The organism is Rhodococcoides kyotonense (assembly GCF_900188125.1).
In the GTDB taxonomy this organism is placed as follows: domain Bacteria; phylum Actinomycetota; class Actinomycetes; order Mycobacteriales; family Mycobacteriaceae; genus Rhodococcoides; species Rhodococcoides kyotonense.
This window is the reverse complement of sequence record NZ_FZOW01000015.1, coordinates 1-14,818: the sequence shown is the minus strand read 5'-3', so window position 1 is coordinate 14,818 and position 14,818 is coordinate 1. Positions and strand designations below refer to the sequence as shown.

16 protein-coding genes are annotated in these 14,818 nt (G+C 61.8%); 10 read left to right on the top strand and 6 right to left on the bottom strand.

The genetic code is table 11. The features are described from left to right. The first annotated feature begins 20 nt into the window (after positions 1 to 20). Positions 21 to 1,166: an acyl-CoA dehydrogenase family protein gene (locus CHB96_RS21985; protein WP_089250282.1), complete on the top strand. Its 1,146-nt coding sequence runs from the start codon at positions 21 to 23 to the stop codon at positions 1,164 to 1,166. A 766-nt stretch (positions 1,167 to 1,932) separates the two neighbouring features. Here the strand turns inward: CHB96_RS21985 and CHB96_RS21980 are convergent. Further along, positions 1,933 to 2,517 (bottom strand): hypothetical protein, encoded by a 585-nt coding sequence (locus CHB96_RS21980; RefSeq protein ID WP_141136532.1) that lies wholly within the window; start codon positions 2,515 to 2,517, stop codon positions 1,933 to 1,935. A 23-nt stretch (positions 2,518 to 2,540) separates the two neighbouring features. Next, positions 2,541 to 5,042 (bottom strand): immunoglobulin domain-containing protein, encoded by a 2,502-nt coding sequence (locus tag CHB96_RS21975; RefSeq protein ID WP_141136531.1) that lies wholly within the window; start codon positions 5,040 to 5,042, stop codon positions 2,541 to 2,543. 249 nt (positions 5,043 to 5,291) lie between these two features. Between CHB96_RS21975 and CHB96_RS29785 the strand changes: the two genes are divergently transcribed. From CHB96_RS29785 to CHB96_RS21960, 3 genes are read left to right on the top strand one after another with little or no spacing between them, the layout of a single operon-like run. Next, positions 5,292 to 5,807: a hypothetical protein gene (locus CHB96_RS29785; protein WP_176444432.1), complete on the top strand. Its 516-nt coding sequence runs from the start codon at positions 5,292 to 5,294 to the stop codon at positions 5,805 to 5,807. After that, positions 5,800 to 7,257, top strand: coding sequence for a multicopper oxidase family protein (locus tag CHB96_RS21965; protein WP_176444431.1), 1,458 nt, complete (start codon positions 5,800 to 5,802; stop codon positions 7,255 to 7,257). The genes CHB96_RS29785 and CHB96_RS21965 overlap by 8 nt, the downstream gene beginning before the upstream one ends. Beyond that, positions 7,254 to 7,505, top strand: a complete 252-nt coding sequence (locus tag CHB96_RS21960) for a hypothetical protein (protein WP_089250273.1) — start codon at positions 7,254 to 7,256, stop codon at positions 7,503 to 7,505. Before CHB96_RS21965 ends, CHB96_RS21960 begins: the two co-directional genes overlap by 4 nt. Positions 7,506 to 7,597: 92 nt before the next feature. Here the strand turns inward: CHB96_RS21960 and CHB96_RS21955 are convergent, their stop codons facing one another. From CHB96_RS21955 to CHB96_RS21945, 3 genes are all read right to left on the bottom strand, one after another. Then, complete coding sequence (locus CHB96_RS21955; protein ID WP_089250498.1) at positions 7,598 to 8,182, bottom strand: GNAT family N-acetyltransferase; 585 nt, start codon at positions 8,180 to 8,182, stop codon at positions 7,598 to 7,600. A gap of 137 nt (positions 8,183 to 8,319) precedes the next feature. Next, a complete protein-coding gene (locus tag CHB96_RS21950; RefSeq protein WP_089250271.1) occupies positions 8,320 to 8,598 on the bottom strand; it encodes a winged helix-turn-helix transcriptional regulator in 279 nt (92 codons plus the stop codon). Further along, entirely contained in the window at positions 8,595 to 8,999 is a 405-nt protein-coding gene (locus CHB96_RS21945) for a VOC family protein (RefSeq protein WP_089250269.1), read from the bottom strand. Before CHB96_RS21945 ends, CHB96_RS21950 begins: the two co-directional genes overlap by 4 nt. 150 nt (positions 9,000 to 9,149) lie before the next feature. On the opposite strand from CHB96_RS21945, the gene CHB96_RS21940 reads away from it, so the two are divergent. Continuing rightward, positions 9,150 to 10,037: a DUF5996 family protein gene (locus CHB96_RS21940; protein ID WP_089250496.1), complete on the top strand. Its 888-nt coding sequence runs from the start codon at positions 9,150 to 9,152 to the stop codon at positions 10,035 to 10,037. 277 nt (positions 10,038 to 10,314) lie between these two features. Here the strand turns inward: CHB96_RS21940 and CHB96_RS21935 are convergent, their stop codons facing one another. Then, positions 10,315 to 11,121 (bottom strand): endo alpha-1,4 polygalactosaminidase, encoded by an 807-nt coding sequence (locus CHB96_RS21935; protein WP_089250267.1) that lies wholly within the window; start codon positions 11,119 to 11,121, stop codon positions 10,315 to 10,317. A 118-nt stretch (positions 11,122 to 11,239) separates the two neighbouring features. Between CHB96_RS21935 and CHB96_RS21930 the strand changes: the two genes are divergently transcribed. The 5 genes from CHB96_RS21930 to CHB96_RS21910 all read left to right on the top strand — a co-directional run. Further along, positions 11,240 to 11,671 (top strand): DUF6069 family protein, encoded by a 432-nt coding sequence (locus CHB96_RS21930; RefSeq protein WP_089250494.1) that lies wholly within the window; start codon positions 11,240 to 11,242, stop codon positions 11,669 to 11,671. Positions 11,672 to 11,873: 202 nt separating this feature from the next. Further along, positions 11,874 to 12,731 (top strand): glycoside hydrolase family protein, encoded by an 858-nt coding sequence (locus tag CHB96_RS21925; RefSeq protein WP_342746276.1) that lies wholly within the window; start codon positions 11,874 to 11,876, stop codon positions 12,729 to 12,731. A 230-nt stretch (positions 12,732 to 12,961) separates the two neighbouring features. Next, positions 12,962 to 13,948 (top strand): substrate-binding domain-containing protein, encoded by a 987-nt coding sequence (locus CHB96_RS21920; protein ID WP_089250263.1) that lies wholly within the window; start codon positions 12,962 to 12,964, stop codon positions 13,946 to 13,948. Positions 13,949 to 13,989: 41 nt separating this feature from the next. Beyond that, a complete protein-coding gene (locus CHB96_RS21915; RefSeq protein ID WP_141136530.1) occupies positions 13,990 to 14,295 on the top strand; it encodes a helix-turn-helix domain-containing protein in 306 nt (101 codons plus the stop codon). Then, a partial coding sequence (locus CHB96_RS21910) for an ABC transporter permease (protein ID WP_141136529.1) occupies positions 14,292 to 14,818 on the top strand: 527 nt, incomplete at its 3' end. The genes CHB96_RS21915 and CHB96_RS21910, both read left to right, overlap by 4 nt.

Below are 14,818 nucleotides of genomic sequence, written 5' to 3'. Positions count from 1 at the left end.
GATCAGGCTAAGGAACACAGGTGAAGAAATACATACCGTCCTGGCACGACGACGAGGTCGCGGCGCTGTCGGAACTCGCGGCCGGCTTCTTTCAGCGAGAAGTCATGGCCCACAACGAGAAATGGGATGCGCAACACCACATCGACCGTGACGTGTGGCTCGAGGCCGGCAAGCTCGGACTTCTGTGCTGCTCGATCCCCGAGGAATACGGCGGCGGCGGAGGGACGTTCGCGCACGACCTCGCAGTGTTCTGCGCACAGGGCTACGCCGGTGATCTCTCGTTCGGTATCTCCGTGCACTCGGGAATCGTCGCCCACTACATCCTCGCCTACGGAACCGAGGAGCAGAAGACGACTTGGCTGCCCGGGATGGCCAGCGGAGAAGTGCTGGGCGCCATCGGAATGACAGAGCCGGGGGCAGGCTCGGACCTCAAAGCCATCAAGACCTCGGCGATACGCGACGGCGACGAGTACATCGTCAACGGATCGAAGACGTTCATCACCAACGGATCCTCGGCGGACGTGATAGTGCTCGCGGTGAAGACAGATCCCAAAGCGGGCGCCAAGGGAGTCTCGCTCCTGATCGTGGACCTGCGTGAATGCGTCGGATTCGAAGTGGGACGCGTATTGGACAAGGTGGGTCAGACCGGTGCCGACACATCGGAGCTGTCCTTCACCGACGTCAGAGTCCCCGTGTCGAACCTCCTCGGTGCGGAAGGGCGAGGCTTTGCCCAGATGATGACGCAGTTGGGCCAGGAACGGCTGATCATCGGCGCTCAAGCGTCGGGTGCGATGAACAGGGCCGTGCACGACACCGTCGAGTACACGAAGTCGCGACAAGCATTCGGGCACAGTCTGTTCGACTTCCAGAACACCGCGTTCGAACTCGCCGAGTGCCAGACGATCGCGCGAACGTGCGAAGTCTTCCTCGACTCGTGCATACAGTCTCATCTCGCCGGTCAGCTGGATCCGGCGGAGGCTGCGATGGTCAAGTACTGGCTCACCGATCAACAATGCACCGTCATCGATCGCTGCGTTCAATTGCACGGAGGGTACGGCTACATGCGCGAGTACCTCATCGCGCGGATGTATCAGGATGCCCGTGTGCAGCGCATCTACGCCGGCGCCAACGAGGTGATGAAAGCAATGATCGCCAAAGCACTGTAGACGCCGTCCCCCACACGACCGTCACGAACCGGAGGACCACACTCCTGTCCACCATCAGTTCGCTAGTGGTTCTACCCATGGTCGTGGCACTCGCTCGCGACCCTGACATGAAACTCGCCCACATTCCGCGCCACACCAGGGCAGTTGCTGGAGTGATATTAACGATCCATGTCGTTGTGGGTCGCAAGACCGTGCGAGGCGCTCCCGATGACGTCCTTGGGGTCAAACATCGCAGTGCTTCTCCGTACTCGCATCGGAGCGGCTATCTAAAGTCTTCGTGGGATGGGTATACGAAAGAAGGAGGCGATAATGACGGATGTCCGTGTCACTGGATCCGCTGCCGCCCTCCTGGATAGTGCCATCGCCTGTCCGTCAAATCCCACCGCGGTCCGTGGTCGTTCAGAGCGGTTGGAATCAGCCGCCGTGTGGCGAGTTCGGTATCACGAGGGTGTCACAAGTCGGTGCGTCCGGGCATGGACTCTTTTGGACTGTGTTGCACGAAAACCGTTGTCAAGTAATGATTTCTGAGTCCAGCGAGGTTCGCGTTTATCCACTTCTAGGGGCTTGAAATCCGCACAGTGTCGGTTCGAGTCCGACTGGGGGCGCGCAGGTCCATATGGATCAGATCGAACGCGCAGGCACCCTCCTCGCAGACGAGGGCTACAGGAATTTGCTCGACGCCACCGCTCACCGTTGCGGGATGGTGAACGCAGCCTGATCCGATAATGATCGAAGTGCATTTCCCTCGACCAGCAGCGTGCCGATGTCACCTCGGGCGCACATCGACCGACAGGCCGTTGTCAATTTTCCCGATGAAGAATTGTGGAGGTGTCCCGCTGACTTCGGGTGCTTGCCTCCACGTCAATTCGTTGGAGTCGGTACTTTTCACCGCGAGGGTCGTGTACATGACTTCGGTACCGCGAGGGGTGAGCACACGCGTCTCCCAACTCTGGCGCGCATCGATCGACGCGCACTGGAAGCTCAAGACATCGATGCGAGTACGTGCAGGTCCGCCTGCCGGTACATCGATCCTGAAGAAGAATTCCTTCGTCGGTGCCTGAACGCACGGTGAGCCGGTCGTCGGATACGTCTGCACCACATAGGTCATCGTTCTGTCCGGAGCAGATGGGAAGTTCCAGACGATCGCGAATGCCCTACGCCCGTCCCCCATGCTCTCGATCAGATGCTGGCCGGGTTCCGGGGCCGCCGACGATCCCGAAGACCCGGAGGATCCGGTATCGGGAAGTCCGAAGGGCGCGGCGTGTGCAGTGTGGACAGCGACGGTGGTTGCGCACACCATCACCACTGGGACGATCAGGGCGGCCGACATCGATCGAATAGCGGAACTCATGCGAAGCAACGTTCTTGGCGATCTCATTTCCGCCCCACTCCGCATCCGCGTAGATCCTCTCGTGCATCGTGTGCGGTACCGAAATAGCGCGGCCCGTACAGTTCGTAGAGATTGATGTCGTACCCGCCGGGACTTTCCGCAATCAAACGTTCCGCTTGACTATCGGACGGCGTGTTCGTTCGGAAAGTAGATGGGACGCCGTTCAATTGGCTGGTGTTCTGTGGGTTCGCTTTCGACGGAAAGAATATCCGACGAATCGGCGCGCCGTTGGCGTCGTAGGATTGGGTGGCCTCGATCACCGAGCGCGTGTTCACACCCGCGAACATCGGAAAGCACACTTGTCCAGGGCCGTCGCCGCCTGTCGGAGTTCTTCCGCGGATGAGCCAGGGGTAAGCGACCGGAAGCAATTTCTTGGCAAACCATTGCTTGATGGCAACGCCGAACTTGCTGCGTTCCTCGGTGGCACTCGACGGCAACGCCCACACTTTCGTCGTGATGGCATGTGCTGCGGCAGAGAGCTTTCCGTAGTCGGTCACGACAATGCGCCCTTCGGTGTCGAAGTGGAGCGAGGTGGTGACCAGGGTTTCGCTCATTACTCGCCCGAGGTTCCCGGCGGCAGTTTTCACGGGATCTACCAGTTTTGTTTCCGCCGGAAGGATCGAGTTCTTCGCCGTCGATGCATAAGAGGCGTACGTGAAGGCGCTGAGGACACTGCTGGTGATCGGTTGCGCAGCCGGAACTGCACTTCCCAACTTTTCGGCCAGTGTCTTGATCAGGCTGAAAGTCTCTGCAACGGTCGGTAATTCGGAGTCGCGAGGTGCGAGGTCGTCGCGAACCGCATTCGCGATGTCTGCGACGCGGATTGCCTGCTCCGCCTCGACTCCGGAGAAGACGTGCTTCAAGAACGTGTAGAACCGGTGTACCTCCGCAACGGCGAGCAATTCGGTGACGATCTGTGTACGTGTCCTCCTGAACTCGTCATCGGAGAAGCCCAGCCCCGCCTCGTAGTTCAGCAGTCCGGCGTTGGTCGCGAAGACATACCAGTCCGATCCGTGGGTTTCGTAGTCGGCGTCGTACGCGGTTCGAAAGCTGCAGTTCGAATCCGCAGCACCCTGACACAGGCCCAGTTTGCCCAGCATCCATAGTTCTGCCGGACGGTTGAGCTGAGGGAACGCCGTCGGCGCCTGCGAGAGGATGTCGACCTGCGACGTGTTGACACCGCCAAGGGGTCCGGACGCGAGCGGGAGATAGGAGAAATCGCGCTGAGGGCCGAGCACACCGAGAAGTGGCGTCGGCGACTCCATGACGGTAGCCGCCTCGGACGATCGGGATCCGGCGTCGAGGCTCCCGATCAACGCATAGTCGCCCCGAGCAGAGGAGTCGGCCTTCACCGGCTCGTGCATGGCCAAGAATGCCGTCGAATTACCGCCCAGGGCGTCGATGACACGAATTGCGGGATTCCACGAAGCAACCGGCACTGGCTTGCCGATGCTCTGCACGATCACCAGCGGAGCCGGCTCGCCTTCGTCGGGTGTAGCAGCCAAGGTCAGTTCATTGCCCAGAAGTTCAGGTCGTGCGGACGTGTCGATCGTCGTATTCGTGCGTAGCGCCAGAGTCTGCGTATGCAACGACACGATGTGGAAGCCGGCTGAACCGTTGGGGATGGTTTCGGAGCGGTACTGGGTACTCGGACCCACCCGAATGGTGTTCGACGTATTCGACGGCGAATCCAGTGCAGTGGCAATGGATGTGTGTCGGCCAGGTACGAAGTCGTACCGCAGGCCCATCGGGCTGTAGCGCAGAAAGCCGGTGATGTTGCCCCCGAGGCTCTTGTCCGACAACGGAGCGACCTTGGTCCACGCGGTACCCGAGTCGCCACCGATTCTTCCGACTGCGGAGAACGACGCACCCGCGTCCAGTCGAGCGATCTCGTCCTCGGTGAACGGATTTGCGCCGATCGCACGAAGCAAAGTGGTGACGACGCCTTGGTCCACACGTTTGACCCCGGGAACCGAGCTGATGATCACGAGTGAACCCGGCTTGTTCGTCGTGGTGTCTGCGAGTCTGTTTCGGATCGTCTCGAATCCGTAGCCCTGGAATGGGACTGTTCCCGACTCGGTACGTAGGCGGTCCGCGGCACGAAAGACGGCGAACACAGGATTGTTTCGATCGCTCGTGTGCGGCTGAGCTTCGCCGCCTATCGAGATGGTGCCTGCGCCTGAGTTCGTCGAAATCGTTTCGACGGCAGAGCCTATGGGAAGCTCACCGGCGACTCTTCCTGGTGCCGGTGAGGCTCCGGGGTTTTCACTCTCGGGCAATCCCGGGATCCCGCCGGACGAACCGCTACTGTCTGTAGACCCCGTCGAGCCGTCCGCTGACCCGGTCCCGAATGGGATGGGGAACGGAAGCGGTTGCGCATGGCCCGATCCCGATGCTGCGATGCCGGATCCGATGACGAGCATCGCAGTCAACACTGCAGCCCCGGCTCGATGCGCAACGTGTCCACGGCGTCTGGTCGATACCACTGAAACTCTCCTTCGAGCCGTACTCGGTTCCCCACGGGACTATGCGAACCGAGTGCACGGCAGCCCGCCCTCGACGCAATCGAGGTTCGATCGGACCTTAAGAAGCAAGTGCAATTGCTTTGCAAAGATGGATCTCGTCCTGGCAGGTCATTCGCCGGGGCCTGACATTTGCAAAATATGTGCACTTCCGCCGTAGCGTCCAGCGCGCACGTGGTAGACGGTCATGTGCGCTACCGGAAGGCAGTGGCGATGAGGTTGTCCACCGGACACCGAGGAGTGCGCGGCAGAGGGGTTCGCGCAATCCTCGCGACCGCGTTGGCGGCGTGTGTCGTCGCGGGGTGTGGGGGAGAATCACCTGCACGCGACGGACTGAACCCGGTACCGACGAGAACGTCGGATGCCTCGACGACCGAGCAGTCGCCGCCTCCAGACCCGGCCGAGCCGATTGCGGTCTCCGACTTCACGGTCCTACCGACGTTTCGCTGTCTGGATGAGACGCCGGCTCGCACCGTCGTGACCGTCGGATGGGCCGCCCCTGATGCGGCCGAGGTGTCGTTGTCGCTCGACGGCCAGGTGTTGGCAGTGGGCCTGCAGGACACCGTCCCGTATCAGGTCCCCGCGGGCGGCGCCGCCGGGATCGGTGCTGCTGTCGTATTCGATTGCAACGCTGCCGATTCACGCACTATCGACGTCGCTTGGGCAGCACCTGGCTACATCACGACAACTCGGACCGTCACGGTCACGAAGGAGCCCACCGATGATTGAGCCCGGTTCCGGCAACGATTCCGCCGTCAGTCGACGACGCTTTCTGACCGGCGCAGCAGTCCTCGTCGGACTCCCTCTTCTCGGAACACCGATGCTGACCGCATGCGCAAAGGACGACACGGCGACCGCGTCGACATGGTTCGAGCCGACTGTGCGATCGAGTGAGAACGGCGTCCTGCGGACACAACTGCGCGTTGCGGATGGAGAGGTGGCCATGGGCAGTGGCCGTGTGCGCGGGGTCACCTACGAGGGAACGTATCCAGGCCCGACTCTGGACGTGCGCCCCGGTGACCGCGTCGAGGTAGCGCTGATCAACGACCTCGGGGAGCCGACCAATCTGCACACACATGGCTGGCATGTGTCGCCGAAACAGCCGAGCGACGACGTGTTGATGGCGGTCGAGCCGGGTGAGACATACGACTACGCCTACGACCTGCCGGCGAACCACTCGTCCGGGACCTTCTGGTATCACTCGCACCAGCACAGCCTCAGTGACACACAGGTTTTCGCGGGACTGTTCGGAGCCTTGATCGTCCGCGGTGAACTCGACGACCTGCCCGGTGTCCGAGACCGGACCGAGCGACTGTTGGTTCTCAGCCAGACGGAGATCGCCGACGGCGAGATCGTCCCAGGCGACAAGAGTTCGAACAACCTTCAGCAAACCTTGGTCAACGGAACGTTTCAGCCGACGACCGAGATCGCGCCAGGGGAGGTGCAGCGGTGGCGCATCCTCAACGCCAGCTCACTGTTCCTGCGGCTGCAGCTCGACGGTCATTCGATGCATGTGATCGCCGTCGACGGTGACGCATTGACGTCGGTGTCCACGCGCGACGTCGTCGAAATCGTACCCGGAGGTCGGCTCGATGTCCTTGTCCAAGGCGCGAACATCGGTACCTACCAACTGCGTTCGCTGAGTTGGGAGGAGTTCGGCCCGTTCTACTCCTCGATGGTCCCCGCGCCGATGCCGCTGCTGAACCTGGTCTCGAGCGGGCAGGCACAGCCGGCGGAACCATTGCCGACCACGTTGCTGCCGTTCGACGACCTCCGGGACGCAGTCGTCGATCGTCGTCGGGAATTCGTGTTCGAAGAGCTCGAACCCCGTGGTACCGGCCACAGCGAGCACTTCATGTATTTCATCAACGGCACGACGTTCGACCACCACGTAGTGAACGAAACCATGAAGCTCGGCGACACCGAGGAGTGGCACTTCGTCAATCGCACCTACGAGCCCCACCCAGTTCATATCCACGTCAACGACTTTCAAGTCGTAGCAATCAACGACGAGCCTGTCGACGAACAGCACTACCGCGACACCGCGATGCTTCCACCCTTCGGGTCACTGACCATCCGGCATCGATTCGAGGACTTCACCGGACGCTTCGTCATGCACTGTCACATCCTGTTCCACGAAGACCACGGCATGATGCACCTGCTCGAGGTGGTGGAATGACCAGGGTGGGAGTGCGCATCGTCGGGCGCATCGCGCAATGCATCGGCGGACTCGTCCTCGGAGTGATCACCGTGTGGGTTCTGTGGCGCGTGCTCCCGTTCGGGTCGGCGATCGGCGTGCTCGTGGGCTCAATGATCGTGACTCTGACGGTGGCTGCAGGAATTGCGACGCGGTTCAGGTCCGGTGGGATTGCGTTTGCAATCTCGGCGACGCTGTTGAACGTGATGGTGGCAATCATGGTGGTCTGACGCCACACTCGGGCGGCCTGTTCCTTACTGCAGTCAGTTGGCTTGGAACGGAGCATGATTCGCGGAGAAGATCGCTGTGGCATCCAGCGTCACTACGAGTGTGGCTCGTGTAGTTGCTTACGCATGATGACACGCGGAAACCCGCCCGACACTGCAGTCGTATCGCTGGCGAACACGAAGTCCGCCGATTCGAACAGGCTGCGGGTTCCGACGTAGGCCATCGTCGGATCGACCTTGTCGCCCCTGTTGTCGACCGGGTAGCCCTCTACCGCGGGCGCCCCGTTGTCACCGGCGAATTCGACGGCACCATCGAGTAGGACGTGAGCGATTCCCTTCTTGCGGTGTCCCGGGCGGACGCGGATGCACCACACCGACCAGACCGGTGAATCGTCGACGTGCGGTATCTTCCGTGACCGCGCGAACGGCAGTTCCGATCGCGGTGCGACCGCAGCCCACCCGACGACTTCCTCGCCGCTGTAAGCGAGCACTCCCGGCGCAACGTCCCGGCGGGTCAATGCTTCGACGTAGGCGCCGCGTTGGGGGCCGACGAGCGACGTGTTCGTCTTCGAATCGAGCCGGTGACTGAGGCACCAGCACACCGAAGACGACGGGTTCTTCGGCCCGAGCATCGTCCGTAGGTCGGCGAAAGACCTAGCAGGCTGCACCGCGTAAGTCACGCAGACAGCGTATCGCGATCCGAGCGGAGGTGGAGTTACGTAGCCGACGGCGTCCATCGTGGATCCGCCTCGTAGATCTGCTGGGACGCTGCGGAACACAGTGGCAGGGAAGGGCGTCTCCGTGGAGTCCGGGGTTCCTATGCTTCTGTGGCCCAGCGTCCGAGTTCGACGATCGCACCGCGCAGGGCACGTCCACGGTCCGTGAGTGCGTAGGCTCGCGTGTTGTGCCGCAAAGGAAGACGGGACAGTACTCCGGCCGCTTCGAGCTCGCGCAGGCGCGTCGCGAGCATGTTCGTCGGCACCCCGAGATCGCGCTGCAAATCGCCGTAGCGCTGTGGCTCGTCGAGCAATCGCTCCACGATCAGCAGCGCCCACCGTGCTCCCACGACATCGAGGGCCGCGGCGAGGTCGCTCACGCAGTCGTTTCTACATCCGGCTTCATCCAGAACGGTGAGTAGTGGTAGCCGTCGGGGTCGTCGAACTGGCGCTGATACATGAACGGGTAGTCGTCTGTGTCACCGATCCGCCCTCCGGCGGCGCCGGCGCGGTCGACGAGCTCGTCGACCGCTTCGCGGCTGCCGAGATCGAATGACACCGTGACCTTCGAGGGGGTACCAGGCCCGCCGACGAGGTCCTCGACGCCGCCGACGCTCGCGTACATCTCGTGGCTGCCGAGCATGACGTACTGCTCGGGCGCGATTGCGAAGCACGAGACGTTGTGATCGGACATCTCGGTGTTGAGAGTCCAGCCGAGGGCGTTGTAGAAGGTGGTCGAGCGCTCGACGTCGTCGACCGGGCAGGTGATGAACAGGCTCATGCACCTCACACTTGCAAAATGCAAGTGCGCTGTCAAGACTCATGTCGTATCGAGACGAACCGGTCCGTATCGCCACGGCCGAAATGCAGCTAAGGTCTCGTGCATGCCCGTGAACTCGAGTGATCCAAGTCGGCGTAGCGAGAGTTGATGATGAACGCACAGAACGACTCCTGGCCCGAGTTGCCGGTGGATTCGTGGATCGACACCAGAGACACGGTTCAGCTGTGGACTCAAATCGTCGGCAAGACGCGCATGGCCATCGGACCGGAAGTCAACCACTGGTGGGGAGTTCCGCTGTACGTGGATGCACGAGGACTCACCACATCTCTGATGTCAGCCGATAACCGGGGGTTGGAAATTCGTTTCGACTTCGTTGACCACGAGTTGCTGTTCCTCGTGACCGACGGGAGTACCCGTCGGATGAAGCTCGAACCGCGCAGCGTCGCGGATTTCTATGCCGAATACACCGGCCATCTCCGAGAATTGGGATTCGATATCGCGATCGTCGGAACCCCCGTCGAGCTGCCCGACGCGACCCCGTTCGCCGAAGACACCGCGCATGCCTCGTACGACGCCGATGCAGTCTCTCGCTTCTGGCGGTCACTCGTCAGTGCACATGGAGTCTTCTCGAAGTTCCGTGGTGAGTTTCGTGGAAAGTCGTCTCCTGTTCACTTCTTCTGGGGCGCATTCGATCTCGCTGTCACACGGTTCTCGGGCCGGTCTGCACCCCAGCATCCCGGCGGCGTGCCGAACTGTCCTGACTGGGTCATGCACGAGGCCTACAGCGACGAAGTGTCGAGCGCCGGCTACTGGCCTGGTGGCGCAGAAGAAGGCGTTTTCTATGCCTACGCATATCCGCACCCCGACGGGTACGACACACATCCGGCGGTTCAGGCTCCCGCGCACTGGGATTCGACGTTGGGGGAGTACGTACTGCCCTATCACCTCGTGCGACAAGCGCAGGATCCCGAGGCCATGGTTCTCGACTTCCTCGCTCAGACCCATCGCGCGGCAGTCGAAACTGCGGGGTGGGTGTGAATCTCGCGCCGACTTGGTCGTCTGTGCAGTCAACACTCAGCCCGAGGCGGCAGCCGAGGGAATCAACGCAGGTGAGCTGATCGGTAGCCCTGTCGCGAGGTCCGCGTCTTTCGGTGACCCGGGACTTCGGCGAGTTCGGCGTCGCCAGATGGGAAACAACCGTGGCGCGATGGCCGTCACCGGAGAATGAGTCGTTCCATTGCTTGCTTTGTCGAAACAGCATGGAATTTGCGTGCCGCGTGAAGCACATTCATGGTTGTGTATCAGACGCAGCAGTTCAGCACTGCTGGTACACATGGTCCGGATTCGACGGGTCGGTCAGGTCGCGGTCTCGCAGGATCGTCACCTCCGGCCGGTCCGGGTCATCGCACAGCACCTCGAAAGGTCCTGTGTATTCGATGTCGAAAACGTGCGAACCGTATGCCTCTGTGTAGGAGTCGCATTCGTCGAACGCGACGCACTCCTCCGCGACGGCGAAGTCGAAACCGACGGTCTCGCTGGCCAGTCGTGCGACGTCGGGTGCGTTCTTCTGTGCGATCGCCAGCCCTGCGTCGTGGGCACGGGTCGCATACCCGGTCGCCAACTCGAGCGTCGCATTTTCGTTCACTTCGGGAAAACGCGTCCACACGTCGAGGTTGTCCATCTCGACGGCGTCGAATCCCGCTGCTGCGCAACGGTCGATCGAACCGCCCACGATGTCGAGAATCCGCTCCCGATTGTCCGACGACCGTGTGTCGAGGATGTTCTCGTCGGGCCAGGCCGGGTCTACGACGACCTCACCGCCGGAATCGCGCAGGAGAAGATCCTCCGGCCACGCCACACCGGGTTGAGTCTGAAACCCGTTGACATAACAGATCGAATAGGCGCCGGCGAGTGGTTCGGACGTGGAATCGCGTGCGACGATGTCGAATCCACTGTCCGTGTCGTATGCACCTCCGAGCTGATAGTCGAATGTTCCCGCGCTCGGTGGTGTCCGATACTCGTCGGGACTACTGGAGCAGGCGGCCGACAGCGCGATTACGGCAAGTGCAAGGGTCGAACGACGACTGTACGTGCGCGGTGGCCACAAAGTCGGCGATGTCATTCGACTATCCAATCCCACCCGGTCTCCAGCGACACGAATGGCCGCCGATGAGTTCCGTGAGTCGGGCGAGTCCACCCGTCGACATCGAAGCGCAGTCCTCATTCGACGGGAGCTCATCATGATCGGTTCGATTTCGTCTACGCGTTCTTTGCCCCGGTGGCAGGCGGTTCTGTTGTCGGTAATCGTGGCGTTGGTGCTCAATCTCGTGCTCTGGCTCGTCGGACTCGCGGCTGGAGGATCGTTCGAGCTGACCGACGGCGGACAGTCGATGTCCGTCGCGCCCGGTGGCGTCGTGATCCTGACGCTCGTTCCGATGGTGGTGGGCATGGGCGTCGCCGCACTCATTTCCCTGCGGTGGCTGGGCGTGGTGAGAGTCGCCCAGGTCGTGGGTGTGATTGCGCCGTTGGGCACGATCGCCATGACAGTCTCGGCAGACTTCGATACGGTCAGCACCGTCACCCTCGCGCTCATGCACGTCGTCATCGCCGCCGTTGTCTTCGTCGGTCTGGAAGCGCTGCTTCGAGGCGCACGCGCGAAGTCGATGCGTTGACTTCGGCGAGGTCGGTGGTCGATCGGAAGAGACCACGCGGTCGAAATTGCTCCGCGACCACCCCGGCTTCCTTCATACTGCATCAGTGACGCCGACGAGACGGTCCCGTTTCTCCCCCTCGGTGGTGTTGCTTGTCGTCGTCGGTCTGTTGTTCGCGGCTCCGGCAAACAGCGGCGCCGCGCCCACTGGATTTCGTTACACGATGGTGGCGTTCAGCAATACCAACGACCGCGACATGGACGTGTACGAGTCGGCCGACGCCACCCAGTTCATACCAGTCCGAATCGCTGCATTTTCGCCGTCGTCCGGGCTGATACGTGATCCCAGCATCTTTCGGAACGCCGACGGTACCTACTACCTGACGTACACCACCGGTGACGGTGCGACCATCGGCTTCGCGCGTAGTAACGACCGATCGACCTGGACGTCGATGGGCAGATATTCGATCCCGTTCTGTTGCGCTTTCATGCCGGGCACGGGCAACGGTTCGGGTTCTGCCAGCCCTCCGGGGTTCACCGGGTCGGCCGGTTTCTCGGATGGGCCGTCGTTGTCGCCGTTCGTCACCAAGGCGTGGGCGCCCGAATGGTTCGTCGACGGCGGCCGCGTCAGTGTGATCGTGTCCCTGTCGACCGGCGGTGGATTCGTGCCCTACTCGATCACCGCGCTGAATCCGTCGCTCACGTCGTGGAGTGCTCCGGTACCGCTTGCCGGCCTCGGCGCCGATCACATCGACACCACTGTCGTGCGGTTGGGCTCGACTTATCACGCATTCGTCAAGAACGAGACGACGAAGGTCGTCGAACACGCAGTTGCGCCGTCGCCGACGGGACCGTATTCATTTGTCCCGCCGGGGAATTGGGGTGCATTCGTCGAGGGGCCGGCGGTAGTGCAGCTACCGAGCGGCGACTGGCGAATTTATCTCGACGCGTACACCGAGGGGAAGTATCTGTACTCGGACAGTTCCGACGGGTTGCGCACGTGGTCACCCGTTCAAGAGCTCCCGGGAGTGTCCGGGACGGTTCGTCACGTCGGTGTGATTGCAGAGCCGACGTTCGACTGACGCCTGACAACCGGTGTGACCCGGGGCAGGCTTGACGCGCGCAACAAACGCATTGCGGTGTCGACGACCGTCCCCTGCGATTCGTCGCGACCACGAACGACGCCGTCCGCGGACCTGACATGCGCTCCTCAACGGTGATCCGAAGTGACTATTGACAGGACATGTGACTCAGTTCATAGTTAACGCCTAGCGCGGTCAATTAGACCGGTAAAACCAGGAAAGAGGACATCGTGATCTCGACTCGTCGCGTCATCGTTGCGCTGGTGGCTACGGCTGCCACTCTCACCGCGTGCAGTAGCACCGGTGGCGCACCGGAATCGTCCGGTGGTGGTTCCAATGCAGGTACCGCAGACACTCCGCGGGCGACGATCGCCATGATCACGCACGCACCACCCGGGGATACGTTCTGGGATCTGATTCGTCGCGGCGCCGAGGCGGCTGCGGCGAAGGACAACATCGAACTTCGTTACAACGGCGAGGTCGAGGCTCCCAACCAGGCCAATCTTGTCCAGAACGCAGTGGATTCGGGCGTCGACGCGCTGGCTGTGACCCTGGCGAAGCCCGACGCGATGAGGCCCAACGTGGAGGCCGCGATTGCCGGCGGCGTTCCTGTCGTAGCGTTCAATTCGGGCTACGACAACTGGAAGGACATGGGTCTGCAGGGCTACTTCGGGCAGGACGAGCGCATCGCCGGCATTGCCGCAGGTGAGAGACTGAAGGCCGATGGTGCCACGAATGCGGTCTGCGTCATTCAGGAGCAGGGCGCCGTGTCGCTCGAGGCCCGTTGTGCCGGTGTCGCGGAGGGCTTCGGCGGGAAGATCGAGAATCTGAACGTCAACGGTCAGGACCTCCCGTCCGTGCAGGCGACCATTCAGGCCAAGCTTCAGCAGGACCCGAGTATCGACGCAGTACTGACCCTGGGCGCACCTATCGCATTGACCGCTGTCGAGTCGGCGTCAGCAGCAGGAAGCACCGCCGAGATCGCCACATTCGACACCAACGGTGCGCTCGTCGATGCCATCAAGTCAGGTTCGGTCAAGTGGGCGATCGACCAGCAGCCCTACCTGCAGGGTTACCTCGCCATCGATTCGCTGTGGCTGTACCTGAACAACAAGAACACCCTCGGTGGGGGACAGGCAGTTCTGACCGGTCCGTCGTTCATCGACAACACCAACATCGACGCCATCGCCGACCTCGCTGCCGCCGGCACACGGTAAAGCAACCGCCAACCACAGGCACCGCACGTGAAAGGTTGATCATGGCCGACACAATTGGTCTTCCAGAGATGCAGCTGCATCCTTCGCGTGCGGTGCCCCTGTACTACAGCCTCGCGCTCGGAATCGAAGCCGCGATCGACGACGGGCGAATCTCGTTGCACGACAACTTCGAATCCGTCTCCGTGCTGCACCACCGTGTCAGGCTGTCCGCGGGGACAGTGCGTCGAGCGTTTCGGCATCTCGAAGAACGAGGTGTCGTTCGGCGAACCTCGCGTTCGACCTTCACCGTTGTCGCTCTACCCAATTCAGGCTCTACCCGAGCCGCCTCCTGCAAGGAATTGTCATGAGTACACAGGCCGATTTGGATCTGTCGAAGCACACCGTCATCACCGATGAGCGGGTGAAGAAGCAGAAACCGTTGCAACGCTTGCTCGTTCGCCCCGAGATCGGCGCCCTGTTCGGCGCGATCGTCATCTTCATCTTCTTCTGCATCGTCGCCCCACCCTTCCGCAGCCCCGAAGCACTCGCCACGGTCCTGTACGCGTCGTCGACGATCGGCATCATGGCCATCGGAGTCTCGCTGCTGATGATCGGCGGCGAATTCGACCTCTCCACCGGCGTCGCGGTCACCTTCTCTTCCATCATGGCCTCGATGATCGCCTACAACCTGCACTTGAACGTCTGGCTCGGCTCCGCCCTGGCGCTGGTACTGGCGTTGGCGGTCGGGTTCTTCAACGGCTACCTGGTGATGAAGACGAAGATCCCGTCCTTCCTGATCACCCTGTCGAGCTTCCTGATGCTCACCGGCATCAACCTCGCCGTCACCAAACTCGTCACCGGGCAGGTCGCGACCCCGTCGATCTCCGACAT